The organism is Vibrio sp. V15_P4S5T153 (assembly GCF_963874485.1).
Taxonomy (GTDB): Bacteria; Pseudomonadota; Gammaproteobacteria; order Enterobacterales; family Vibrionaceae; genus Vibrio; species Vibrio anguillarum.
In genome coordinates this window covers 776,388-800,779 of the sequence record NZ_CAWNHR010000017.1, presented here as the reverse complement: position 1 = coordinate 800,779, position 24,392 = coordinate 776,388, and the positions used below count along the sequence as shown (strand labels likewise).

At 37.6% G+C, this 24,392-nt stretch carries 35 protein-coding genes; 17 read left to right on the top strand and 18 right to left on the bottom strand.

All coding sequences use genetic code 11. The features are described 5' to 3' along the window. Nucleotides 1-224 precede the first annotated feature (224 nt). Nucleotides 225-1,262 carry a hypothetical protein gene (locus AACT42_RS14825; protein WP_094133919.1) on the top strand — a complete coding sequence of 346 codons (1,038 nt, stop codon included), beginning with the start codon at nt 225-227 and terminating at the stop codon, nt 1,260-1,262. Nucleotides 1,263-1,299: 37 nt separating this feature from the next. Here the strand turns inward: AACT42_RS14825 and AACT42_RS14820 are convergent, their stop codons facing one another. The 3 genes from AACT42_RS14820 to AACT42_RS14810 all read right to left on the bottom strand — a co-directional run bounded on the left by AACT42_RS14820 (nt 1,300) and on the right by AACT42_RS14810 (nt 3,174). Continuing rightward, nucleotides 1,300-1,773: a hypothetical protein gene (locus tag AACT42_RS14820; RefSeq protein ID WP_094133920.1), complete on the bottom strand. Its 474-nt coding sequence runs from the start codon at nt 1,771-1,773 to the stop codon at nt 1,300-1,302. 156 nt (nt 1,774-1,929) lie between these two features. Beyond that, nucleotides 1,930-2,475, bottom strand: coding sequence for a phosphatase PAP2 family protein (locus AACT42_RS14815; RefSeq protein ID WP_254918656.1), 546 nt, complete (start codon nt 2,473-2,475; stop codon nt 1,930-1,932). Nucleotides 2,476-2,628: 153 nt separating this feature from the next. Further along, complete coding sequence (locus tag AACT42_RS14810) at nt 2,629-3,174, bottom strand: phosphatase PAP2 family protein (protein ID WP_094133921.1); 546 nt, start codon at nt 3,172-3,174, stop codon at nt 2,629-2,631. A 338-nt stretch (nt 3,175-3,512) separates the two neighbouring features. Here AACT42_RS14810 and AACT42_RS14805 point away from each other — a divergent pair, with 338 nt between their 5' ends. Further along, nucleotides 3,513-3,917: a hypothetical protein gene (locus AACT42_RS14805; RefSeq protein ID WP_094132240.1), complete on the top strand. Its 405-nt coding sequence runs from the start codon at nt 3,513-3,515 to the stop codon at nt 3,915-3,917. Between the two features lie 18 nt (nt 3,918-3,935). Here AACT42_RS14805 and AACT42_RS14800 read toward each other — a convergent pair whose 3' ends face one another. The 3 genes from AACT42_RS14800 to AACT42_RS14790 form a co-directional block, all read right to left on the bottom strand. Continuing rightward, complete coding sequence (locus AACT42_RS14800) at nt 3,936-4,340, bottom strand: NUDIX hydrolase (protein WP_053319045.1); 405 nt, start codon at nt 4,338-4,340, stop codon at nt 3,936-3,938. Nucleotides 4,341-4,396: 56 nt separating this feature from the next. Beyond that, entirely contained in the window at nt 4,397-4,663 is a 267-nt protein-coding gene (locus tag AACT42_RS14795) for a hypothetical protein (protein ID WP_094132241.1), read from the bottom strand. An 82-nt stretch (nt 4,664-4,745) separates the two neighbouring features. Further along, nucleotides 4,746-5,381, bottom strand: coding sequence for a hypothetical protein (locus tag AACT42_RS14790; RefSeq protein WP_094132242.1), 636 nt, complete (start codon nt 5,379-5,381; stop codon nt 4,746-4,748). Nucleotides 5,382-5,726: 345 nt separating this feature from the next. On the opposite strand from AACT42_RS14790, the gene AACT42_RS14785 reads away from it, so the two are divergent. Further along, the gene (locus AACT42_RS14785; RefSeq protein ID WP_094133113.1) at nt 5,727-6,116 is read left to right on the top strand and encodes a hypothetical protein; all 390 of its coding nucleotides are present in this window, start codon (nt 5,727-5,729) and stop codon (nt 6,114-6,116) included. 51 nt (nt 6,117-6,167) lie between these two features. Here AACT42_RS14785 and AACT42_RS14780 read toward each other — a convergent pair whose 3' ends face one another. The 5 genes from AACT42_RS14780 to AACT42_RS14760 form a co-directional block, all read right to left on the bottom strand. After that, nucleotides 6,168-7,019 (bottom strand): hypothetical protein, encoded by an 852-nt coding sequence (locus AACT42_RS14780; protein WP_094133114.1) that lies wholly within the window; start codon nt 7,017-7,019, stop codon nt 6,168-6,170. Nucleotides 7,020-7,135: 116 nt separating this feature from the next. Further along, a complete protein-coding gene (locus tag AACT42_RS14775; RefSeq protein ID WP_445286094.1) occupies nt 7,136-7,549 on the bottom strand; it encodes an H-NS family histone-like protein in 414 nt (137 codons plus the stop codon). 194 nt (nt 7,550-7,743) lie between these two features. Continuing rightward, the gene (locus tag AACT42_RS14770; protein WP_094133116.1) at nt 7,744-8,172 is read right to left on the bottom strand and encodes a hypothetical protein; all 429 of its coding nucleotides are present in this window, start codon (nt 8,170-8,172) and stop codon (nt 7,744-7,746) included. A 385-nt stretch (nt 8,173-8,557) separates the two neighbouring features. Continuing rightward, nucleotides 8,558-9,082, bottom strand: a complete 525-nt coding sequence (locus tag AACT42_RS14765) for a hypothetical protein (protein ID WP_094133117.1) — start codon at nt 9,080-9,082, stop codon at nt 8,558-8,560. Between the two features lie 134 nt (nt 9,083-9,216). Beyond that, on the bottom strand, nt 9,217-10,263 hold the full coding sequence (locus tag AACT42_RS14760) for a KorB domain-containing protein (protein WP_094133118.1): 1,047 nt from the start codon (nt 10,261-10,263) through the stop codon (nt 9,217-9,219). A gap of 225 nt (nt 10,264-10,488) precedes the next feature. Between AACT42_RS14760 and AACT42_RS14755 the strand changes: the two genes are divergently transcribed. Next, nucleotides 10,489-10,758, top strand: a complete 270-nt coding sequence (locus AACT42_RS14755; RefSeq protein WP_094133119.1) for a hypothetical protein — start codon at nt 10,489-10,491, stop codon at nt 10,756-10,758. 129 nt (nt 10,759-10,887) lie between these two features. On the opposite strand, the gene AACT42_RS14750 is transcribed toward AACT42_RS14755, so the two are convergent. Next, nucleotides 10,888-11,598 (bottom strand): hypothetical protein, encoded by a 711-nt coding sequence (locus AACT42_RS14750; RefSeq protein ID WP_094133120.1) that lies wholly within the window; start codon nt 11,596-11,598, stop codon nt 10,888-10,890. 97 nt (nt 11,599-11,695) lie between these two features. Between AACT42_RS14750 and AACT42_RS14745 the strand changes: the two genes are divergently transcribed. From AACT42_RS14745 to AACT42_RS14735, 3 genes are all read left to right on the top strand, one after another. Beyond that, the gene (locus AACT42_RS14745; RefSeq protein ID WP_094133121.1) at nt 11,696-12,163 is read left to right on the top strand and encodes a hypothetical protein; all 468 of its coding nucleotides are present in this window, start codon (nt 11,696-11,698) and stop codon (nt 12,161-12,163) included. Nucleotides 12,164-12,251: 88 nt separating this feature from the next. Further along, the gene (locus tag AACT42_RS14740) at nt 12,252-13,247 is read left to right on the top strand and encodes a hypothetical protein (protein WP_094133122.1); all 996 of its coding nucleotides are present in this window, start codon (nt 12,252-12,254) and stop codon (nt 13,245-13,247) included. 54 nt (nt 13,248-13,301) lie between these two features. Continuing rightward, complete coding sequence (locus AACT42_RS14735) at nt 13,302-13,919, top strand: hypothetical protein (protein ID WP_094133123.1); 618 nt, start codon at nt 13,302-13,304, stop codon at nt 13,917-13,919. Between the two features lie 31 nt (nt 13,920-13,950). On the opposite strand, the gene AACT42_RS14730 is transcribed toward AACT42_RS14735, so the two are convergent. Continuing rightward, nucleotides 13,951-14,106, bottom strand: coding sequence for a hypothetical protein (locus AACT42_RS14730; RefSeq protein ID WP_176432235.1), 156 nt, complete (start codon nt 14,104-14,106; stop codon nt 13,951-13,953). A gap of 226 nt (nt 14,107-14,332) precedes the next feature. Here AACT42_RS14730 and yidD point away from each other — a divergent pair, with 226 nt between their 5' ends. The 10 genes from yidD (at nt 14,333) to AACT42_RS14680 (ending at nt 20,967) form a co-directional block, all read left to right on the top strand. Then, nucleotides 14,333-14,686, top strand: coding sequence for a membrane protein insertion efficiency factor YidD (gene yidD, locus AACT42_RS14725; RefSeq protein WP_094133124.1), 354 nt, complete (start codon nt 14,333-14,335; stop codon nt 14,684-14,686). 71 nt (nt 14,687-14,757) lie between these two features. Next, the gene (locus AACT42_RS14720) at nt 14,758-15,192 is read left to right on the top strand and encodes a GNAT family N-acetyltransferase (RefSeq protein ID WP_094133125.1); all 435 of its coding nucleotides are present in this window, start codon (nt 14,758-14,760) and stop codon (nt 15,190-15,192) included. Between the two features lie 71 nt (nt 15,193-15,263). Continuing rightward, entirely contained in the window at nt 15,264-16,928 is a 1,665-nt protein-coding gene (locus AACT42_RS14715; RefSeq protein ID WP_094133126.1) for a DUF4942 domain-containing protein, read from the top strand. A 95-nt stretch (nt 16,929-17,023) separates the two neighbouring features. Then, nucleotides 17,024-17,515, top strand: a complete 492-nt coding sequence (locus AACT42_RS14710; RefSeq protein WP_094133127.1) for a hypothetical protein — start codon at nt 17,024-17,026, stop codon at nt 17,513-17,515. Between the two features lie 67 nt (nt 17,516-17,582). After that, nucleotides 17,583-17,903, top strand: a complete 321-nt coding sequence (locus AACT42_RS14705; protein ID WP_094133128.1) for a hypothetical protein — start codon at nt 17,583-17,585, stop codon at nt 17,901-17,903. Between the two features lie 18 nt (nt 17,904-17,921). Continuing rightward, entirely contained in the window at nt 17,922-18,476 is a 555-nt protein-coding gene (locus AACT42_RS14700; RefSeq protein ID WP_094133129.1) for a hypothetical protein, read from the top strand. A 46-nt stretch (nt 18,477-18,522) separates the two neighbouring features. Next, nucleotides 18,523-18,744, top strand: a complete 222-nt coding sequence (locus AACT42_RS14695; protein WP_094133130.1) for a zf-TFIIB domain-containing protein — start codon at nt 18,523-18,525, stop codon at nt 18,742-18,744. 171 nt (nt 18,745-18,915) lie between these two features. Beyond that, nucleotides 18,916-19,248: a hypothetical protein gene (locus tag AACT42_RS14690; protein ID WP_094182923.1), complete on the top strand. Its 333-nt coding sequence runs from the start codon at nt 18,916-18,918 to the stop codon at nt 19,246-19,248. A 47-nt stretch (nt 19,249-19,295) separates the two neighbouring features. Continuing rightward, a complete protein-coding gene (locus AACT42_RS14685; RefSeq protein ID WP_176432234.1) occupies nt 19,296-20,291 on the top strand; it encodes an RNA-guided endonuclease InsQ/TnpB family protein in 996 nt (331 codons plus the stop codon). Nucleotides 20,292-20,547: 256 nt separating this feature from the next. Then, a complete protein-coding gene (locus AACT42_RS14680) occupies nt 20,548-20,967 on the top strand; it encodes a hypothetical protein (protein ID WP_094131915.1) in 420 nt (139 codons plus the stop codon). A 406-nt stretch (nt 20,968-21,373) separates the two neighbouring features. Here the strand turns inward: AACT42_RS14680 and AACT42_RS14675 are convergent, their stop codons facing one another. The 5 genes from AACT42_RS14675 to AACT42_RS14655 form a co-directional block, all read right to left on the bottom strand. Beyond that, the gene (locus AACT42_RS14675) at nt 21,374-21,658 is read right to left on the bottom strand and encodes a hypothetical protein (RefSeq protein ID WP_020330793.1); all 285 of its coding nucleotides are present in this window, start codon (nt 21,656-21,658) and stop codon (nt 21,374-21,376) included. Nucleotides 21,659-21,671: 13 nt separating this feature from the next. Then, nucleotides 21,672-22,490 (bottom strand): hypothetical protein, encoded by an 819-nt coding sequence (locus tag AACT42_RS14670; RefSeq protein ID WP_094131916.1) that lies wholly within the window; start codon nt 22,488-22,490, stop codon nt 21,672-21,674. A 62-nt stretch (nt 22,491-22,552) separates the two neighbouring features. Continuing rightward, complete coding sequence (locus tag AACT42_RS14665) at nt 22,553-22,852, bottom strand: hypothetical protein (RefSeq protein ID WP_094131917.1); 300 nt, start codon at nt 22,850-22,852, stop codon at nt 22,553-22,555. Between the two features lie 21 nt (nt 22,853-22,873). Beyond that, nucleotides 22,874-23,065, bottom strand: coding sequence for a hypothetical protein (locus AACT42_RS14660; protein WP_045592268.1), 192 nt, complete (start codon nt 23,063-23,065; stop codon nt 22,874-22,876). Nucleotides 23,066-23,478: 413 nt separating this feature from the next. Next, entirely contained in the window at nt 23,479-24,132 is a 654-nt protein-coding gene (locus AACT42_RS14655; RefSeq protein WP_094131918.1) for a hypothetical protein, read from the bottom strand. Nucleotides 24,133-24,392 lie beyond the last annotated feature (260 nt).

The window sequence follows — 24,392 nt, the reverse complement described above, 5'->3', positions numbered from 1 at the left end:
GAAAAGCCCAATTAAGGGCTTTTACAGATCCACGTTAGGTAAACGGCTTGCTCTCAGAGAGTGCTTTTTCTGTCTAATTAGCAACTTCGCCGCAGTGTCAACGAACAATTGCTATCAATTCACATGAAAAATCCCCAAACACCCATACCTCATTTACTTTTGATTCTATATATGTATAATTGGTGATAGTTGGATTTTTATGCTGACAAGCAAGGAATAGGAACATGCACCCACTTCAAACAATCTGCTTTACCTTATCTATGACACCAGTCAATGGAAAGACGGACAACACATTTCCTGGTAGCATTCGCGAACTCGTCAACCATCAAGCCATGACAACACCAATTTATAACCTTCTCTATGATTTGGAAAAAGTGGTTGTTCACACTTCCTCTGATCTAGATGTTGAGTTTTATAAAAAGCAGATCATGACTAAAGCCGAATTGTTTTTCGATGGCGTTACTGAGCCGCTAATTCTCGATCTCATGCCTGCTCATATGGCTTTCCCACGATTCCCTGATCAGCTATTTAAGCCTAATCCAGCATCAGGTGAAATTGAGTTAGTAGAAGGCAATCCGTACTTTGATACATTTGATGATGCTATCCAGAGTGTATTTCGCTATTACATTGCAATTGCTAGAATGTGCGGACACTCCAACTTAAAATCAACTCACATCATCAAAACGTTTACCGTTGATGTAAAAAACGTAGCAACTCAAACCGTCTACCAGAAAAATATTAGTGAGGATGCAAAAAACGCGTTTATTCTATGCCTTGATAAAAAATTCTCTGAGCCTGAAGCGATGGACGGTCTCATTGAGCACTTTATTATCAACTTTATTGGTGGTATGACGCAGCAAAACGCTCACGCTCCAGTTAAAATTATGCATGAAGGTAAACCAGCGGTACAGAACGCTTTCGAAGCGCGTGATTGGTCTGAAGAAGACCTGGCGAAACCTTATTATGAAATGCTTGCTGAAACTTCATTTGACGACTACGGCGACTGTCCTGCGTATATGAGCCACTATGAGAGACTTTCTCGTTACCATAAAGCGTTATTTGAAAGCCTAAACATCGTTAATTTCCCTATGACAGAACAACGCGATGGAGTTGAGATCAGCTCTTATAGAGAGTTCTACCTGACTCCATTTAGCAATGTGGTTGTAAGTCATCTTGGCGAAATCATCAAGCAAGAGATCGATAAAAGAGGTTTATCTCTTGGTGACTTGATTAAAACTTATGCTTTAACCGTTAAGGCTTAGAGAAAACAAAAAGAGTGGCAACCGTTGCCACTCTTTTTTAATCAAATGAAATGTAAGCTCGCTTCTGAGAACTAATCCTTTCACCTCGCACATGATAGATATTAATTCCGCAAGCCTCCATGTTTGTAATCATTCCATTATCAACAAAGTATTCTTTGCATCCTGTTTTATCAAAAGAAAGCTCCCCACCAAACTCTTCTTCGTTGATTGCGTACTTAATCTTATAAGCTCCACCTTCGCCAGGGAGTTCGCTCTCTCCAAAGTAAACCGCATCCTTGACTGTGTACGTCTCATTCAAGCTGTTTGATAAAGTAACATCTTTGGGTGTGGCTAATTTTTCATGATGAACATACTCATAAATATCCGCAGGAATAAACACACGAATCATTGAAACCCCTAAGGAAGTACCGTACTTTATTTCTTCCTTTACTCCTACAGATACAGAACAACCAGAAACAAAAACAGTGGCTAAAAGTGGTAGTAAAACTGATTTTCTAATCAGATCTTTCATTTAAATTCCTTTATTTTATCAATTAAATAGTTTTTCATTTTGGAATAATTAGACGGGATAAGCCCGTCATTGTCAATCCATCTCTTTTATTACTCTTTGATTTGCGTGAACGAAAAAACGGGAGCATATAGCCCCCGTATCTTAAGTCTGAAATATTTAGAACTGCATACTTGCGTATAGACCCACTTCATCACCGTTAACATACGGAGCAAGAGCGATGTTTGTCATTGAGTAACCCATTTTAGTTACTGCGTACTGAACGCCTGTAGCAAGCACCGCACCTGCTGCAACATCACGCCAGTAGTGTCTGTCAGCTTGAACGCGAGAGTAACCAACCACCGCCGATACTGCGTAAGCAGGTAGACCGTATTCCCAGCCATAGCGGAACTGTAGGAATGCTGCTCCTTGAGCTGCTGCTGATGTGTGACCAGACGGGAATGAGTTATTTGCTGAACCATCTGGACGCTCTGCATCAACTGCCAACTTAAGAGTGTGGGTCGCTGCGGCTGTATAAAGTGCGCCTTCAGCTAGCTGGAAAAAGCCTTCTCCATCACCTTTCCAAAGAGCAATTGCACCTGCTGTTAGGGGAACACCGATCTGAGCAATATCACCAAACTTGGTTAGGTTTTCGTTTTCTGCGTGAGCCATTGGTGCTACTACGGTTGCTGCTGCCAGTGTTGCTGCGATGATTAGTTTTTTCATGGTGTATTTCCTTTTGAACTTTAACGTTAATTTAGGGAAGTCTTTGCTTCCCCTTGATGTTTATAATAATACACTAATTAGATTTAGAGTCAATGCTTTTTAATAAATTAATCTGTATTTACGGGGAAGTCTTTTTCCCCGTAATTAGATCATTTAGAAGCTCATGCTTGCGTAAAGACCCACTTCATCACCGTTCACGTATGGAGCAAGAGCGATGTTTGTCATTGAGTAACCCATTTTTGTTACTGCGTACTGTACACCTGTTGCTAACACCGCACCTGCTGCCACATCACGCCAGTAGTGCTTATCAGCTTGTACGCGAGAGTAACCAACCACCGCTGATACAGCGTAAGCAGGTAGACCGTATTCCCAACCGTAGCGCATTTGTAGGAACGCTGCGCCTTGTGTTGCTGCTGATGTGTGACCAGACGGGAATGAGTTATTTGCTGAACCATCTGGACGCTCTGCATCAACTGCCCACTTAAGTGCGTGTGTTGCTGCTGCTGTATAAAGTGCGCCCTCAGCTAGCTGGAAAAAGCCTTCACCGTCACCTTTCCAAAGAGCGATTGCACCTGCTGTAAGAGGAACACCGATCTGAGCGATGTCGCCAAACTTAGTCAGGTTTTGGTTTTCTGCTTGAGCCACTGGTGCTACTACGGTAGCTGCTGCAAGTGTTAGTGCGATGATAGACTTCTTCATGGTGTACCTCTTAAATTTACTTTATTGTTCAGATGCTTTGCATCTCTTTATGTTTCTTATAATACATTAATTAATTTAAAAGTAAATTATTTTTTAAATATTTAATTAAATTTATTAATGCATGTTCAAGTGACTATTCTAAGTCTTTTCTTAGCTGCATTCCTGCTGCTTGCTCTCAATAATACATTGCTAACGATCAGAGTCAACAATATAATTTAAATTATTTAATTTTTATCTTTTTTATAGCTTAAATTAAAGGTGGACTTTTATCGTAAGATGATGATAAAATGAGAAAAAATAAAGATTGGCGGCTTTAATTCCATGCGAAAGTAATGTTTATGATAAATTCAGAATTAACCAATAAAGTAGCTGTAGAATTCAAGATTGGTGAGACGAACTTAGTTAGCACCATATATCACTCAGATTTTGATACTGTTTTTCACGAGCTATCCGTTACGATAGGTGCGAACAGGATCAGAAATGCTAAAGCAGTATTGAAAGCAGAACTATCAAGCAGTGATTGCAGCATTGATACATTTGTACTCGATACGCTTAATGAAAATGAATCTGAACTAATCAATCAAGTAATTAATCAATTTGAGTCACTATCAAGCCAAGCCCGAGAAGTGTATGAGGCTGGTGGAAGAGGGTATACAGGCTTCTCGCTAGTAAGAGATTTTCTTCATTCTGAGGTGATAAGCGCACTCAAAGGAAGAGAAACATTGATGATTGAAGCCGCATAGCGGCTTCTTTTGTATTTCTTAGCCCTTGATAATATGGCTAAGTGTCCAACGGTCAATTTGATTTCCGTCTAACATAAACTGAAACAAATCTTCTCGCTTAACCCATGCATGGTCGGAATGATCATCGTTTTGTACAAGCGAAACCTCACCAGAAGTAGTTTTGGCGCTAAAGAGATTAGCTTCAAATTTCATTTCTGGATCTGCATCATCAGAAAGGAACATTGTTCCATCCATTTCAACAGAGACATCCAGACCCGTTTCTTCTTTCACTTCTCGAATGACAGCTTCAACTAGTGTTTCACCATCATCAACGCCACCACCTGGTGTTTCCCACATAGAACCGTGCTCGTCACTGCTTGAACGTTGAATAAGAAGGATGCCCTTATCTTCACTCTCAATCAGACATTTTACGTATTTTTTCATGTATACCATCCTTTTGCTTTGTCCTTATAATACGCAAATTTATCATCATTTACGCATTATGACGCTAACTTTTCAAAAACTGATTTCGGGATGAATGCGTATTTTTGACCACGAGGAAGTTTCTCTTCAACGCTTTGGTCAGATACTTTCCAGTAGGATACGATTGCACTTGGCTTTCCTTCTTTATCTAACTCAAAGACGGTAGCCAACCAGCCATTTGAACGTAGAGCTGAATGACCAGCAGCCATAGCGCACATTTGATCTTCAGATTCGTCGCCCTGGAGTTTAGCAATGCCTTTTACTACACGTACCAATCCAAACATATAATCACCTTGATAATTTTAATCGTTAAAATCTAACATGGATTACCGTACATGTATAAGGCATCCATCACGAGTTCTTAATCTAGCTACGAAGCAGAATAAAATCGAAAAATCGATCCAAGTCCTCTTTGTATTCAGCGACATCATGACTGATGAATCGCGCTGAACCAATTGGAGCCATATCCGTAGAACTCAGCCAGTAAGTTGCAGAGGTAGTACAAACAGTTAAATACACATGCTTGTTACCATGAGCGACATTAATCAACCGTAAATTTCGATTACGCGTTTCAACAGCATCGGTTTGTTCCGCTGTAAGGTGTCCCAATGAATTCAGGATATCTACCGTTTCTTTCGCGTTTACGCGAGAACCCAGAACTTGCTCTTCTACATCTTGATGACCAATACTTACGCGCTGACTAAAACATAGGTATGCGGAATCCAGACCATCCACAGCATTGCCGATCTTAAGGCTTTTAAAATACGAATCTTCAGTATTTAGAACAATATCGCAAAGCTCACGTAAATAAACAGTAGGATTATCAACTCTTAGCTGAAGGTATAACTCTAGCTTGTTGGCGAAATCCTTATCATTATTCGCTTTTGCTACGAGTTTGTATGCGAGACTAGAAGAGTCATTCCATTCGCGCTTAGTAACATACTTTTGTAGCTCGCTTAGTCCATATAGAGCGAATTTAGATAAGTTTGATTCATTTGTCATTCTTTCGACCTCAATAACTTTATGTTTTTATTATACATAAATTACATTGAGAGTCAAATTGATTTAAATAAAAAAATGGCGCATATAAATGCGCCAGAGTATTTGAGGCAACAATCGAGGTGATTGTCATTTTTATAGTTTTTATGATTTGTGTAAACTATGAATTGGAGATTCATGCTTAGTTGTATTGTAGTAATGGGGTTGTTAATAATCAAATTATTATTTTATATATGTGATAAAAATGCGATATAGATCAACTCATAAGTGACTGATATTAAAATAAAAATATTGCTTTTTACTTTCACTGGTGTATTCTTAATCAAATATATGAAATGAGGAATAACGATGTTTGATCGCAACCTATTGAAACCACTTGAGACTGTTGTTTTCATCAACGACTTTCGTTTTGTAAAGAAAGGAACAAGAGCTGTATTCATCCAACCTGATACCGATTCTGGACATAGCGTTGCACTTGTCGCCTTATTGGATGAAAGCGCAGAATCTTTTCTAAAAGAAAATGGATTTAATAGTGTCCAGGAACATATCGAACATAAACGCAAGCATTGTATTTTTGGTGAATCACAATGGTATAACCCTTTTACAACTTGCAAACCTTACTATGCAGATATTGTAAGCAAAACACAGCTAGATAAGGCTGAATCAGACATCAAAGGTCAGATTGAAAAACTCCAGAACAATCTTTCCGCTATCACCGAATACAAAGACTTAATTTAATGAGAATAAAAAAGCAGGCGTTTGCCTGCTTTTTATATTCCTAATACTTTATTAGAGCATCTTAGACCCTTCAATATTCATTTCTTTTGGTAGGTATACCGTTAAGTAATACTCTGCGGAACGATTTTCTTTGCTAAGTATGCGATTATTATGGGTTCGATAGTAATACTCGAATCTTCCTTTCTCGCTCTCACTGATTTGCATGATTTTTACTGGCACACCTGATGGAATCGTAGTTTTGATAATTTCACCGTCTTTTTCCTCAAATAGTGTAAATCCGTCCGATAAGAATGAGCGATTATAGTGTATTGAATATAGTTCACCAGATCCTTTTACTTCTTTTAAATAGTCATCATAATGGTTAAACCTTAATACTGAAACGAACAAAGACATCGCTGTAAGAGTAGCCATAAACACGCAAATAAGTACCGACAAGTCTTCTATATCTTCAATTCTATAAATCTTTTCATCATTAAAAGGGTTTTCATTATATTCAATTATTTCTTTGAGTCTAGAATCAAGCTCTAAATACTCTTTCTTGTATTTTGAACAAGATCTGTTGTCAAAATATAAAAAAACATAGCTCAACGACGCAACTGCTATTAATAAAATTAAGTGTGTATAGTACCCACTTGAAATTTCAGATATTGTAAATTGATCATTAATTTTTAATGCTAAGTCAGTTTGAATCGCAATGCTTTTATCAAAAAAAATAACAAAACCCTCAACAATTAACGCAATTACGAATAAAAAAGATAGCAGTGCGAGCTTAGCGCGATATAAGATAGCTGAAGGTTTATTCAACAAGAAGTCCTTTTTACTACTCGCTTTATCTAGTCTAGCCTTCATGCCTTTAGCATCATCTACAGTAGTGTTTTTATTTATTATAAACGTATCAGACATTTTATTTCCTTATTAATAATTAATTTTCAATGAATGTTAATTTAATAGCAATTATAAGTCAATAAGATAAAGAAAAAGGGAGCCTAAGCTCCCTTTTGTGCATTTCACAGATTTTATTAAGCTGCCTGCGCGATCTCTTCGATTTCAAAGTCAGCAAGTGACTTTCCATTTTCTAGCGCTTTTGCGATAACTGATGGAGTACGACCTTGACCTGTCCAAGTCTTCACTTCACCCTTACCGTCAACGTATTCGTACTTAGCTGGGCGTTTTGCGTACTTTTTTCGTGCTTTTGGCTGTTTTGTCTCAGCTTTTGTCATATAAGCAGCCAGCTCTTCTTCAGTGATACCGTCTTCTTTCATATGCGCAATAATTGCATCGAGACGAGCTTGACGTTCTTGTTGAGCTTTCTTTTCAGCTTCAACTGAACTTTGCTGTTCTTCAAACACTTTAGTCATGTTAGCCACTGCCTTTTCTAGCTGCTCTAGAGTCATACCTGAAGTGATAGAGCGTACTGAGCGTAGGTTAGTCAGGGTTGCTGCATTAATTTCGTTATTTTTTTAGCCATGAAAAGCTCCTTTAATTTTTGCGCTAGTTTGTAAGGCATCCCTTACTTGATGTTTTTAATTATACATATAAAAAGTGAGTTGTAAATACAATTTTTAAATATTTTATTATTTATCTAAAAATAAAAAGCTCCATAGTGTTGAGCTTCTTAATATTTTCTTTATGCTGCGATTCTTGGCAACTTCACCAAGTTTCCTTTGATAATTTGGTTTAGCCCAAAATCCAAATCAGAATCACCCGTCAACACTTGATTACCTAAGTGCAGAGTTTGAATTAATTTTTCTCGGTAAAAATCAACCAGGTTATATTGCATTTCATCCACTGACTTAACGACTGCGGCTAAACTGACTGCGTTGTGCGGATTCATTGAGTGACTTGCATGAGCAATATAATATTTATACAAGTCATTTGGAGTCATATCTGTTCTTACTTCTCCAAGGGTATCTTTGAAAAACATTGAAACGCATTTACAATCTGAATATAAGCTTGAACAGTTTTTCGGCATTTTAGATGATGCAGATTGCATCATCAATTCAACAATTCTTAGTTTCTTTTCTTCTGGCAGGACTTCGATCAAGCCGATATCCATTCTTAATACTTTCTCGATTTCTGGCGTTCTAGAAATAAAGTGGTACAGAGTGAAAAGGGCGTTTTCATCAACATCAGCGATTTGCTTGATCTGTTTATTGAAAAGCAGATTTACCTTTTAACTATAGCATTGCTTAGATCCTCGCTCAGCCCCTTTTTCTGCTGGGCGGTCATAGAAAGCTGCTAGAGTCTTTTCCATGAAATGAACCTACCATCCCTAAAGTGCTGGGTTTCTGAATAATTGATGCCGAAGCCCAAATATTCATCCTGTTAGAAACATTTCTGATGTGAAATAACCCCTACCTAAAGGAAGGGGATTGCGCTCACTCTCGTTCAATTTTAATGTCGATTTGCTATACATGAATACTCATAGAGTCGTCCTTATCTTATGCTCTTTTGCTTGAGATCACAGCAATGGGTGAGACCAATCCAAATCGGATTAACTCCCACTCCTGTTTTGTTGCCTTATCCAAGGCTTCGATAGATTTTAAGATAGGCTTTGCAATCCCCATTTTTTCAGAGATTTGCTCAATATTGAATCCATTCTCTTTAAGCTTGGTCATTGAATTGTATGAATCAACGATTTTTTCAGATTCGCTTACTTCACGGTTATCATAGATCGACTGCTTTAGATCCAAATCTTCTGCGCTTTCGGCTGGAAGAATATTGACATTTACAGATTCAAATTTTTGACCACCGAAATTAGCAAGAAACATTGCCAAAACATCAACAATTCCACTCTCCACATGAAACAAGCCATTACTTGATTCACGTACATCAATCTGAGCTTCTGGTGTTACACTGTTCGCAAAAGAGTTAGCTTTTAGCTTTACCGCTTCCAACGAAATATCAAGACTTGTAATCATTGGATCGATAACTAGCTGATTGATTTGTAATGTAGAATTAATCATAAATGTTCCTCTTTAATTTATATTCCTATTATACTTATATTGATTGTTAAGTCAAGCTTTTAATTATTTAATCCGTTTCTCATTTTCTACTAAAAACAAAAAGGCAGGGATCTCTCCCTGCCTCTAATTTCAACTTATACCGCGATTGATAGCTGTTCTTCTTGTGCTTCAAACTCTACATCTTGGCTTTCGCCTTTCTTCGCTTGAATCGCCAGATCTTTCATCATCTGAACAGCGTTGGCATTGTGAGTATTGATTTCATCCAGATCGGCAGCAAGTGAAAGCAGCTTTTTAGCCATTTCTGCACTCATTGTCAGTTGTACATTTTTATCATCTTCAAGCGCTTCAATAGTCACCTGAGAGGCTAGAGAGGTTACAATACTACCCATACCAGTTACTTTTTTAGGTGGCAGTTTCATCTTTTTAAGTGCCGATGTACCTTGAGATTTCTTCGGTTTCACACCAGATTTCTTTGCTTCTTTCGCTTCGGTTTTAGCTCGAACTTCTTCCTTAGCCATTACCAGAGCGATATCTGCACCATGCTGACGAATATTGTTCCAAGCGTTCGTCGCTGAGTATTTACCAAACTGAATCATTGCTTTAAGCTCTTGTGGTGCTTTCATCAACACTAGGTAGTTAGACACTTGCACAGACGACACGCCTAGCTCATCAGCGATTTGAGTTTGATTTAAACCCATGTTAATCATGCGTTGGTATGCGCCAGCTAGTTCCATTGCTGTTAGCGGACGACCCTCAGCAGATTTGATCATACGCGCAAGCTGATCAACTTCGTTGCCTGTTACTTCGATAACAGATACCGCTTTCAGATCTACGCCGTTTTCAAGAGCTTGATAGATGGCAACAGTACGGTGATGACCCTCTACCACTTTCAGGCGTTGAACTCCGTCAACTTCCACAACTACCACTTCGATTGGCGGAACGTACTTACCGTCAGTGTAAGAGCGTACAAAGCCTTCTACGTGTTCAGCATCGATATCACGAACGTTGAAACCTTCTTCAATCCAAAGCATACGAGGATCAGCATTGAAGCCGTTTACGCGCTTAACATCGATTTCCTTGTTGCCACTTAGCTTACGCAGACCGTCTTTAGAAGCCAGTGCTACACCAGTAGCGGTTGCAGTTGCCGTTGCGATTGCTTTTTGAATATTAGTAGTAGTCATGGTGCGTTCCTTCTATGAGATTCTTTTACTTAACGCTCTGTGCGTCTTGATGTGTTCGATAATACACTGGTTGGCGGCAGAGTCAATATTAATTTTTAAATTATTTAATATTTATTATTACCAAGTAAGTTACTGCATAAAATAATCATTTACTCCGCCTTTGATGTATGTATAATAAGCATGAGAAATGACACTTCTTTATTAGATTGGATTAAGGAAAGAAAAATGCACAACAATAAATTAGTAGCTATCCCCACAACCCTAAGACTTGAGGTTCCGTCAGATATGTCTGACGAGGCAATCAAAAAATTAGTTGACGCACTTACAATTGGCGATTTTGCAATTTACCCAGGCGACACTAATAAATCCCTTATTAGTCAAGTTATTGAACACTCAACTGTTGAACCAGACATTGAAATTGAAAGCGTAGTCAATCAAGTCTCTAGTGTTGATCTTTGGTCTGCTGGCAATGAATACAGTGTGATTGAATTATAGGTGAGTCTCATTTTTTAAAATTTGTTACAAATACATAAATACGAGTGGATCCTTCTAAAATGCAAGTAACCTGAATTAGAATGGAAAGACTTCAGTAAGATGACAATCTGAAGTCTTCCATTTCACGATTTATTGGAAATCACTAGGTTTCCGCATTTTCTCAAATCCTTCCTCATTAATATGCACTTTGTAGTCACAATAGAGCAACTGAGCAGCAATTGATTCTTTATAGCCGCTAATCACAGGGATGAATGCGTTAACAAATCCCTCTTTGGTGTCTACCTGATCTGCCTTCATAAACGACTTTAATGTATTGGTATCAACGTCTTTACCGTATCTTTGCTGAATGCTCGAAATCGAACCAGCGATAATACCATAAATGATATCCATGATATTTTCTGTACTGTCATAATCAAAGGAGTAATAAAGAGCTGGCATTACAGGCTTGCATTTTAGAACTGTAACTTGAAATTTCGTGTAATTTGATTCATCAGGGATAAAACCGATCTGATTAACTGACAGTAAAAACACCTCTAAAGCATCATATTCATTAGGGGCAACGATGGCGTTACATCCTTGACTTCCATCTACATTCGTAGAAAAGACGAACAAGTTTTCCATTTCACTTGTGTTCACAGTGGATGGGTAAAACTTCTTTAAAGGACGTAGGGTACTATGAACTTTTGAAAACAAACCACTTTCAACAACCTTGTCAAAATCCACATTCAATTCTCTTGAAATAAATTGTTTTAATGCCTTGAATACCGCCTGCATTCTACCATTGGCATCCAGTACAAAGCATGTTGGCTTATCCGAAACAACCTCAATTAGCTGATACATTTTTTAACCTATAATTTTTTGTTTACCTTTACGTTTAGTGACAGTATAATTAAAAACAATTCAAATATCAATAATCTTTAAATTAAAGAAGAAATTTATGAAAAGCACCGACAATTTTTGCATTGTATCCAATGGATATAGTGTGGATGTAGAGCTAAACATTATGGTTGTCCATACCAACGTTCTACAGTTCAGTATTAGAACGATGACCGATGGGCGCATGATTGGAAGTCACTCAACACACTACAATATGAATGAAAACTCAATTTCATTTTTCAGCCAACTGTCTAATGAAATCAAGCATTTAAGACTAACAAAATTCATGACTAAAGAAGAAATTGAAAAATCTTTAGGTAAAATTATTGAAGACACAAGCGCTGAAAAAGAAGCTTATAATGTGCATAACCTGATTGTTAAGCATTTCACTCTTGAGTGTTCCAGCATTCAGCAAACCCTAGAATCAATGACAATCCCTGTGATTGGTGATATCAACAGCATCAAATTCACACTCATTCAAGAAATGATATGTGTTAGATTAGAATCTCTCTTAAAAACAATTAAATAATTCAAGTGAAGGGTGTTAATAAATACCATCCCTGATTAAACTATTGACTCTCCTTCTTGTAGGTGTATAATTAGTATCATTGAGGCGAATGAAAGGTTTTGATTCAGTCATGAATAAATTAAAAGTTATTATAGATCAACTTCGTAAAAGAATCAGTGATTATGATATTAATCTAGAGAAATTAAGTGACAATATAAGTTTTAATCATTATTCATCATTCGATGAGCATTTAATTGTTGGTGAGCATTGCATCTTCTTAAGGCATAAAAAAGATAATCGTGATTACTACAAATATATAAGAAGAGAGACCCCGAAATTTAAATTCAACCATCCAGTTATCGGGATTAATTTTGAATATTTAGGCTCTAAAAACCCAAAAATTCAGTTTTCATTTCATGACTTTAGTCATAATGGCAAACCTGAACTCTCCATCCCTTTTGATTTCAGTGACTTTAAAAAAACTTTTGAAATGTCGCTGAATAACGACCTATTTAATGAAGAACTTATTTATCATTTAAAAGAGGTTTTTTTAGCAGGAAAAATGGATGAAAGCTTAAAAGCTAAAATCACAGAACAAAATGACGAGTACGAAAACGAGTGCCGTTCTTTTGGCGAGCATGTTGATACTGAGCTTAAGCAAGCAGAAGCATTAGTAACCTCATTCAATCAAGCTAAACAAACAGCACTTAAAGAACTTTCTGAGGTCGCTCAAGAGGTTGAACAGTCAGAAGAATACGCTTTGGTTAAGCAATTAAAAGCTCAGCTAAAAGACGCTGAACTAAAACTTGAAGACAAGAAATCTAGCTTGATCAAAGAGAGACCGAGCCTTGTTGAAAGCCAAAATCTAATCAGCGAATTGCAAGACCCAGATAACGGCATCGCCTTTAAAATTTACTCAATTTATCAAGGTATTGCCGAAAAGATCCTAGCTAAAAATGGCTTGACAAAGAGTGCGAGATTAAGCAAATTTAAAGGACTTAAGAATAAGGTGTTAGAGTTGCTTAACCAAACTTCACTACACTTACCAAACAGATGGAAAGTGAAAATTTCCGAAATCGAAGTTCAAGTTAAGAACTCTAAATAAACCAATGGATTCATGGGCTGCTAGCAGCCCTAAATAAAAATAAAGAGACACATCATGCGAAATATTCCATCTTACCTAAAAGAAGAGCTTAACAATCTTGGCATTACAACCCGTATCGTTGAAGGTTTTTATGAAGAGAAATATGAAGTTCCTCGCCACATCAATAAGATCCCTACAGGCTGGCAAGTACGCTTTGCCAGAAAAGGCGAGCCATACTTCTCTTGCGCTTTTTCTAACAATAACTATGGCGGTGCTGACAACGCTCTGGATGAGGCGATTTTGTGTCTCTTGGATGAGCAAAAAAATCACAAGCTGACTGACTTTCTTGAAATCGGCAATAAGAACGGCGTTAAAATCAGTTTTGCTAAAACATCACGTATTGAAAATGGTGTACCTTGTTATTCTGCATCAGTTACTTTGCTCCATCAACAAAATGGTAGCCTATCAGTAGCAAGTCGTTACCTTGGAACCAAGAACACCTTAACCCAAGAAAGATTAGATAAGGCGGTTAAAGAGCTATTGGGGGCATGGTACTGGGCTAAAACAATGAAGGGAGAAATTGGACGAAGAGCATTCTCAGAGCTTTCAAAGAAAATCCCAAAAAATGCTGCTGACTATCTTCCTCAAAACTTCAAGATCCCTTCCTATAGCGTTGGAAGCCTGTTGAACTAATCAAATTCTAAAGGGGAGTGTACACTCCCCTCTATAGCTCTATCCCTTCCTGCTTACTTCTTTTTTTGCTTAATGCCTCACCACTAAAAAATGCTTTATTGTAAACAGCAACAATAAACTCGGTTGGCTTTTCAGAAAAACTCTCAAACATATCTTCTTTAATTTTAGGTTTTAGTTGCTTGAGCATTAGCTCCCTAGATGGCAAGCATCTACTTTGACATATTTCATTAATGCAGTTCATACACGGCATAGGAAAAACACCATTTTTTCTTAATTTATTCTATTTTCTCAAATTTATCACCAAAATTGAAATTTTGGATAATTCAATTCTTGGTTTACTTTGGTTTCTATCGATCTTAAAATTTCGAATGTCAATTTAAATAACTTTAAAAACTAATAATTAAGGAAACCAAATGTTAAGCAAAATATCTTTATCTGCAATACAATTCTACCAAAATTTCATATCGCCAAAGAAGGGATTTCGTTGTGCATACGGGGTACTTAACCATACTCATGGATGCTCAGGAAGCGTGAAAGCCATTATCGAATCCAAAGGTTTGATAAACGGGTTTTCAGACATTAAGGGGCAGTTTTCTGCTTGTAAGCAGGCAAGCGAGGAACTTAAGCGAAGAAAGAAAAAGAAGAAAAATGATGAAGATGGCGTTTGTCTTGAGCCATGCACCTGTTCGGCTGCTGATTGTGCAATTCCTTCCCCTGGAAAGCTTGATGCTTGTGATTGTTTAGATGCGGCTAGCTGTATACCATAAATATTGACTCTGAATATTAATTATATACAATAATAAACATTCAATAATTAAATTCAAACAGGTAATCAGTCATGAGCCATTATATTGCAGAAAACCACGAATTCGGTGAACTCAGAGGTGTCTACACATCTTCTACTGAAGATCAATTTATGATTGATGATGCTATTGATATGACCAGTGATTTCGATGAGCGCTTCATGACTGATTTCCTTACCGTTGTAGAACAAAATTTTGAGCGAGTATCTTTTTTAACAAAGATCTATGTGAATCCTGAACATAGAGGTCATGGTTTCGGTGCTCAAATGCTTGATAGCTTTTTAGACAAAGTGAAAGAGTCAGAACTTATTTTTTTGTTAGCAAGAGTCTCAAACCCTCAAGCGAAAGGTTTTGACCTCATCGACTTCTACTGCGATAGAGGTTTTTTCCCAATTAAGCTAAGCGATGGTGATCTATTGATGGTAGACAAGAAAAATTTCGATTTATTCAAAACCACCCTGGATTTTTAATTAATTAAATATTTACCTTTTCTTTTATTTATGTATAATAGATAACATAAATAAAGCGAAGGAAATCCAAAATGAGCAGCGCATTACCATCAGTATTCAACCATCAATCGAGTGGTGTTTCTACATTTAACCCAAGATATATTGGTGACAAACTCGATGAAATCATGCTGAAATACGAAGTTACTAAGCAAGAAATCAAAGATGCATATCAGTATGTCAATGCTCATAGATCTGTCATTTCCGCTCACCTTATTTCAGGCAACAATTCGCTATTTCTTAACAGCTTAGATAATGTGATTAAATCCCTTGATGCTACTTTCTGGCTGCATTTAATTGATGACACTAAACTCCGTAATTACATGGATACAGGTTCGTACAACAACTGGAAGGATAGCTTAACAGACGCCAAGAAAACCCCTGAATTCAACAAAGAAAACGCTGAAGCTCAGTTACAAGCCTACATTGGTGATCTTGAGAGTATTTTCACTCATAGAATCAACACCATTTTTACAAAGCTATCTCCTGAACATGTCACCAACTCTCCAGCAGGTTTTAGAAACCGAATGATTTTTAGTCAATGCGGTTCTAGCGTTGAAGATTTTAAAACAAGTGGATATGTACACGATTTACGATGTGTGATCGCATTACTGCGCGGTGAAAACGAGATGCCTACCGTTCGCTCAACCGAAGTTATCTTATACCGCGTATTTGACAATACTGGTAAATGGTTACTAGCTGATGGTGGTTCATTACGCATCAAAGCATTTAATAAAGGCACTGTACACATTGAAATCGACTGGACTATTGCCGATCAACTTAATGCTGTTTTGGCAAAACTTCACCCTAATTGCTTGCCTCAAGCTCGAAAAATTAAGCCCTTGTTTAAATCAACGCTAGCACCAGTAGACACCCTCATTAGTCACGAAGTACGCGCAAGATTTAGCCAGGTTAAGATCAGTCACCCTTTGATTGATAACCCTGAATATGTAACTGGTAAACGCGCATTCACGCCTAAGCTCATTCGAGATAAATCAACCTACGTTGCCACTCTTTCATTTAATAAGTTTGATACAAATTACTTAGACGAAGCAAAGTTTATTCTATCTACGGTGTTTGGTAGCGAACCCACTTTAGATAGCTTTACCAATGAGCTTGAATGGAAGTTGGGCGACTTTAACCCTTATGAAGCACTCGATCATCTGATTTGTGTTGGAACATATCCAGAAGTGGTTAGCCACCAGCTTTATGAGAGCACAGATTACATTTGCAACTTAGTTTCAGATGTGATTAATATTGATGCAAACGAGGATGTTTGCGAGCCTTCTGTGGGGCGCGGTAAGCTTGCAAAGTTATTACCTAAAGACCAAACCAAATGTTTCGACATTAACTCTCTAAATTGCGCTGTGGTTGCAGGATTGGGCTATTCGGTTGAGCGAAAAGACTTCCTAGATTATGCGAATGAAACACCAGATCGTTTCGACTGGATTATCATGAATCCACCATACCTAAATCAATTGTATTGGACTCACCTAAAAGCTGCAATGAGCCTATTAAAGAGTGGCGGTAAGGTGGTTGCTGTAGTACCTCAATCAGTAAAAGGTAAAGAATCTGAACTTCCAAGCGATATCACCATGACCATCAACTATGAGGTTAAGGAACAGTTTGAAGGTACTGGCGTTCTAAATATCGCTGTAATTACATTAGAAAAATCAAATGTAATCAGGGGTGAGTTTTAATTATTTACTTTTATGCTTATCCATGTATAATTTAGTCATTAATAAAGATAAAAGAGGCAGGGATATTTCCTGCCTAATTATAGAGAACTTCGAATATGACAACTTCAGTAATTTCCCTTGAACATGCTGTTATCAGCAATAATGAGTTACGCATTATTGGCGCATCTACCTCATTCGCAGGTGAAAAGCGCATCGATATTCCGTCCGTAAAATCGGTTCAGGATAAACTGAAATCTGTCATTGAGCTTGCTCGTACACATGGCGCTAATATCAAAGGCCAAAAAGCGATGAAATCTGAGTTAAGCAATCTTGACTCAACGGTTTCAGCTCTAACTGTTACATATCATGCCTTATTTGATAGTGCTGTCGAGTTTTGGAAGGGTAAAGTGGACTTATCCTCAAAAACAATCCCAAATTACAACATTGATGCACTTAATGACGGGTACGAACTTCGAAACAAGATGTGGGAGCTGTTTCACCATAATCAACCTCTAAGCAAAATTCTTGAGGTCAATAGACGATTAAGCGATATTGAAGACTCAATTATGAGAGCTAAAAATCCTAGCGATATTACCTTCACACTGTAGATTTAATTATTTACTTTTGACGTTGTTTGTGTATAATGACCATATAGATAATTGCTGTGGATAAGATATGCCTGAACATTTAAAAAAAATTGCGGTAGTAACCATTAAATCTGGTGATATTGCGGGTGCTAATTTGGTTCAGGTATCACTTGTTCGAAACAATGCAATGCATCAGCTATTAACATTATTTAAAAAGATGATTGAAGATGGCATTGATACGTATCAAATCACTGTAGGTTCTGATTATAGCGCCAGCGGAACTCCTAGCAACGAAACTCTGAATGACGATGTAACTTCCCTGGTTAATGCCATTTGCGGAAAAACAGATTGCTGGCTTAGCAGTCGTGACAAATACATTGTTAGCCCGATGAAATACTACAAAGTCTAATAGCTTGAGGAAATAACAATGACTCTCACTGAAATTAAGGCAGCAATTCAAGCTGGAAAAAAAGTCTTTTGGAAGAATGAAGGATACATTGTTCAGAAAGATTTAAATGGTAACTTCCATATTATCTGTCTTTCTAACAACAACTCTATCGCATTGACTTGGGATGACGGTATTACTCTTAACGGAAACGAAGAAGATTTCGTTTTAGATGCAAACCCCAACTATGTTTTTGATGATATGGAGGCCACCTTCACTAAGGTCGCAAACACCTTCAAAATCACGTCACTAGGCTTCACAGTACACGTTAAAGGTTTTATGCCTAACAAGATTAATGTATTTAACGGCATTATTGATGAAAATGGCTACATGACGGATCTAAAAGTTAACCTTACTGGCTCAGATAATGGTGTTAGCACACCAATACTGGAAGTTCAGGAGTCAAATCAAATTTTGCTTGATTCGATCAATGCAACCTTCAGTCTTGTTGACAAAATCAACAAAAATAAAATGCAGCTTACACCTGAAAACTTAAAGCATCTTGGTGATTTTGATATCACTGTGACTGAAAAATAAATCTGATTGAAAAGCCGTTTATCGGCTTTTCTTTTTTGGAGGATATATGTTTTTTAAGAAGAAGCAGCCCTGCTTTAAATGCGAAACACCTACAAAACTGACTTTTGAGAAAAAACCAACATGTGGAACATGCAAGATTGAAATCTTGACGAGTCGTGAAGATGTTTTTTTATGTCCAAAAGATGGTCAAAAAATGGAAAAGGTTGTTTTGGAAGAGTCTGAAATTATCATTGACCGATGCCCTGTATGTAAAGGGGGTATGGCTTGATCCTGACGAGATTGAACAAAAGTGAGCGCAACCCCTTCCTTTAGGTAGGGGTGAGCGAACATGAAAACAAAAAAATTATCCCTTGTTTTCACAAAGAAATCTTGTTGCCACATAGATTTTTGCGTGATAACTTAAGAACAAGATTTATCTAATGTTTTATTGGAATTTACTTTGGCAATATTAGGCTTTAGCTACAATATTTCTGATAAGCTTAATCCAGAGCAAGCCACACTTTTTGCTCAGTGGATTGGTGCTGCCAATGTGATCCGTAATCAAAAGATTAACGAATTTAAAACCTTTCTAAAAAACAAAACACCAGAACTTATCGCTCAAGGTTACGCTTCAATCAAAAACAATCCTGAACTTTTATTTTTAAAAGACATTCCAGTTCAACTTTTACGCAATGCCGCAAGCTTGGTTTTCTCCGATGCGGAAGCTGCTAGAAAAGGACTCAGGAAGTTTCCAAAAATTAAAAATAAGTTTAAAAACGAAGTGTCGTTTTAACTAAAGAAATGTTCTTTGTGGAGCCTTTCGAGAATGGATCTCGGATCTTGATTTATAATCATGCAAAAGCGAAGCGAAGAATCGTTTTTTCCCTCACTGTTCCGCTTAAACCAGAACAGATAGGGAATCAAATCAGGCTTTCACGACAAGGGGCGAAATTTACTTTGTCAGGCAGTTTTGATGATGGTCGCTTGGTTTTAGATGAAAAACAAATCCTTTCAGATTTGTCGCATTTATCTTATGAAGAACTTGAGCTTAAAACGACTGGTGTTGATAGAGGTATTGCGCTTCACCTTTACTCTAGCGATGGATTTTCAGTCACTTACAGCCCTGAAGAAGTAGCGCGTAAAAAGCGCAGAGCGAAAAAGATAGCACATTATCAGCGTATCCTCGCTCGTAAGAAGCGATTAAACAAAAACAAAACTAAAGCTTGTGAAACGAATCAACAACGCATTGTTCAAGCCAGGATCAGCCGTATTAAGGCGAAAGAGTCCGATTGCCGAAACAATCATAATCACCATATTTCAAAAGCGTTAGTCGAAAGCGCCAATCAAATTATCGGTCTGGAAGATCTGAAACTGACGGGCATGACCAAACGAGCCACACCTAAGAAAAATGAAGATGGAAAAGGTTATGCTAGAAACCGAGCCAGAGCGAAAAGTGGTCTAAATCGATCACTGCTTGGCGTTGCGCTAGGTCAATTGGCAAATTACATAGCGTATAAAGCCCGTAAAGTGGGTAAGATTGTAATTAGCGAGCTGAATCCAGTGAATAGCTCAAAAGAGTGTGCTTGCTGTGGGGGCTTAAATACAGAGCGTCCAGATCAAGCGACTTTTATCTGCTTGTCATGTGGCAACAGAGACAACGCAGATTCAAATGCAGCTAAAGTGCTAAAGAAACGACTGATACATTACATTAAAGAGAATACGTTTGCCAAAAGCAAAACTCGTAAAAGTATCGTAGCAAGAAAGAAAAAACTGGCTGACAGAACCGACACCAGTATAAAAACGAGAGACAAAGAAAGCGCGGTGCTAACGTCCTAGTGATGTTAGCCATAAGACCATAAAACGATGGCACCTTTCACTTGATATTTCATATCGAAAATGTTTCTAATAGGATGAATATTTGGGCTTCGGCATCAATTATTCAGAAACCCAGTCATTTAGAGCTGGGAGGCTCATATGCTCAAAGACTCATCAACCAATTCTAATTTAGCCACAGGCATTTGTTTGGGTATTGCTATCGGTTAAACTAGAATCATAAAAAATATTAGGTTTTATACAGTTAAATAGGGCGCTTATGCTTGAAGCAAAATACAAGGCAGTGATTCTTAAAGGCAAGAATGCCTCAAATCAGATTCATGATGTACTAGCCATAAATTTCAAAGATAAAACTGTTCAACTTTCTGGTTGTCCCGCACAGACATCGTTAAAATCAATTTATTTATTACCTTATACCCAAATCAAGGATTCAGATGGGAAAGAGTTGTACTTGGGTGACTTGGTTCGATGCCACCATGACGAGATGATTCGCGAAGTAGATTGGAATTACGAAGACTGTGGCTTCATCTTAAGAGAGTATGGTGAAACTCGTGACAGTAAAGATGAGACCAAAAAGCGATTCATGGATCCTCTATATTTTTCTGACACAAAAGTCACGTTTTACGCCAATAAGCATGATGGCACTACGGATGAAAGAGATTTTGTTCAATACATTTAACAACAAAAAGCCATTACTCAGTAATGGCTTTTTCTTTATCTAAGATCTAAATCTATTGTGTTGTTATTCTTTATCTGCCCGTTCACACGCCTCACTACAATATATAGTATGAAACATAGTTGGGTAATAGGATTTATTACAATATGAGCAGTGTGCTTCCTTAACGCGCTTAGACCGAGAGCTACTTCCACTGCTGGAAGGAGACCCCCCAGAAGAGAACGCAAATAAACAAATCAAGCCTACAACAAACACGCCTGTCATGATTGATTCAACGATCTTAATATCAACTTCTTGTTTAGATGTTGTAGTCCCAACATTCCATTTCCTTATATTCCATACAAAAAAACACCCTTACTGGATATGCAATAAGGGTATTATCACAATAATCAGTGATTATTCAATGACCTTAAAGCTCTTTTGTAGAAAGCACAGAATCATCCATAGCAAAAACCTGCAATTTTCCAGGTGTAATTTCTGCATATGTCATTTCATTTCCAAAACTATCAAAGTCTTTAAGATAAGCTATAGCCTTTAGGATTTCTTTAGGCTTTAATCCAGGCACCTTTTCAGACTTACCATCAACAGTGTTAATGACTGCGCTTTTATCACTGGTAATGCCTGGTGACTTCTTAATACTGGTGATTGATTCAATGTTAATTACTGAATCTTCATTAACTATAATGAATTTCATGTTCTAACCTTATTTATTGAATAATTGTTTTTTGATTTGCTTCTAGCAATTCTAACAGAAACTTTTTCATTTCAAAGCTTGAGAGATTCATACCTTCTAGCAATTCTGCTGATACATCTTCACCTTCGTTCAGAGCATTCATAATCTGACAAATCTTCGAAAAGTTTTTGTTTGTTCGTAGAATCCCGATGAGTCTACGAACATGGATATTTGCAATATCTTGAATTGGGTCTTGCCCCCATACCCAATCTTCCAAATTTAGTAGAGGAATCGAAACCAGGCTGATCCATCGATCAACAGATTGTCGCCCAAACGTTTTGAATGGATATGTCTGGAACATTGTAGAAATAGGCTTAGTTGAATGAGACAAACACTCTTCAATAGTTGGTAGCTCCAAATCTTCGTAATCTCTGATCTGACTCCAGTGATCGCCAAAAAGAATCTCAACAACCATGTTGTGACAATGAGACATCGCTAAGTGTGAAATCATAATCATGCTTTCATACTCAGATTCATAGTTTTCCTCATCAAGCATATTTGAAAACAGAGAGCGAAGATGTTCTTCGTTCACTTCATCCTCAAGACATACTTCTCGCCCAAATGATGCATGTACAACGCTCCCTTTACTGCGAACAGGGAATAAGTCCCAACTCATGATATCGGTAGTCGGTAGACCTGTAGATTTTGTCACAAGCACCGTAAAACCGTTCCCTTCAATTTTTGCGACATCATTATTTTGGTCAATAACCTTAACTGGACGACCGTCTTGAAGCTCTAATTCGGCTTCCCAATCAATTTTTGTATTAACCACATTTAATGGGATGTTTGTCATTTATTACACCGTTTATCTATTTTTTAAATTTGTAACTAAACCTCACAAGTGAGGAAGGTCGATTAGTGTTTTGTCACTTCTGTGTCTGGAACCCACGCATCAGCGCCAGCTTCAACACACTCTTTGATCGTTGCAGAATGCTCACTAACTGTCTTAACGCTTAAATACTGCAAATCCACTGGTGGCTCGCACTCCCAAGATTCAACATAACTCTTAGCATCAGATTCATTTTTGAATGTTACTGCCGAGACTTGACCTACAGGATCCCAATTAGACCAGAATCCCAGCCCCATGAATGAGCCGAGGTAAACCCCTTGCTCTTTTGAAAACAAAAGAATCCCATCAAACAATGCTTTATCCATTATGACACCTCAATATATCAACTAAATTGGTTGCTTATTAGTTAGTGCAATCCAAGCAATCCAAGCACCCTGTGCCATTTCTTCCTTGTACCACCCCGAATCCCAAACAAACTCCCATTCGAAAGTAAGGTTATGATTTGGATGAATTGACTCAAACCAGGATTCGAATTCCTCATGATGCTTGAGGTATAGCTGCTCTGAAGCTGATGGCATAGTCAAATTCCTTTAAGCTACTTTTAGATTTCCAATGCGACCTTCGGAGTCGTTAAACAAAAACAGGTTTACTTGAGAAGAATCCGCAGGAGACCAGTTATCTACATTCAACCCACTTAAAATAGTGGTCATGTATTCATTGTTGGTCGCTTTAGCTTCATTAATGGCATTGGTCTTTAACCATTCATTAATGTTTCTTGAATTGCGCTTTTCAGACTTGTAGTTAGTTCTAGGGAATGGAGTGGTAATTCGTCCAGAAACAGTTCTAAAAACATCACCTTCTAAAAGCGGAATGCTTTCATTATTTACAGGTATTTTCAGCTCCTTTTTTCATGATTATATTCTTTTAATTATTAAAGTCAATAAAAAAGGAAGGCAGAGCCTTCCCTAAATAATTCGCCAGCTTTAAATGATTATGCTGTCTGAGCATCGCTTACCGTATTAATAACGATACCTTTTCCTTTATGCGCATTTTCAACCATTTCTTTTAGGTCTTCAATCTTACGCTTGAATTCAGGATCAACCACACCGCTAGCTTTATGCTCTTCAATTCGAGCCTTAACGCGCTGCTTGTATTGAGGAAAGTCAATTTGCTCCCATTGCTCATGATCGACACCATGAAACTTCCAGAAATTATCTACAGCATCGGCTTGGATAACTCGCGGACAACGCTTTTCAGAAATCTTAACTGGAACACCATGAGCAAGAGCCTCAATATCTGGAACCATTACAACAACTTCAGTGATTCGAGCGCAGTCCAGCTTAGGACTCTCTTTCACGCCTTGTCGAGCTTCTTCAAATGACATGAAGTAAGCAACAAACTCACCATTTTCAGCTTGGTAAATTGTGTGTTCTTGAGTTTGTGGCAAGTTTTTACTTGTACGGGTAAAGCAGTGACCAACAAGCAACGCTTCAGGGTATGGAATATCAACGGCAAAGTTCCAAAACATTGCCTTTCGCATTACCTGACCACGATTTCGCAATGTATCAGCAATACCTTTCTCAAGACGGTGTGAGTAATAAGCTACATGTTGAGAAGTGCGAGAACGTAAAACGTGCATTTTCATGGTGGACACCTTTATTCTTTATTTATTCAATTTGTGCTTTGATGTTTTTAATTATACATATATAAAATGGTCAGTAAAGCATTTTTCGAATAAATTATTAAATTTCAAACGGCGTCCTGGATTGCTAACAAACTTATAAACAGGTAGCATTGTCGAAGTATGAACCTCCCAGCCCTAAAGGATTGGGTTTCTGAATAATTGATGCCGAAGCTCAAATATTCATCCTGTTAGAAACATTTCCGATATAAAATATCAGACGA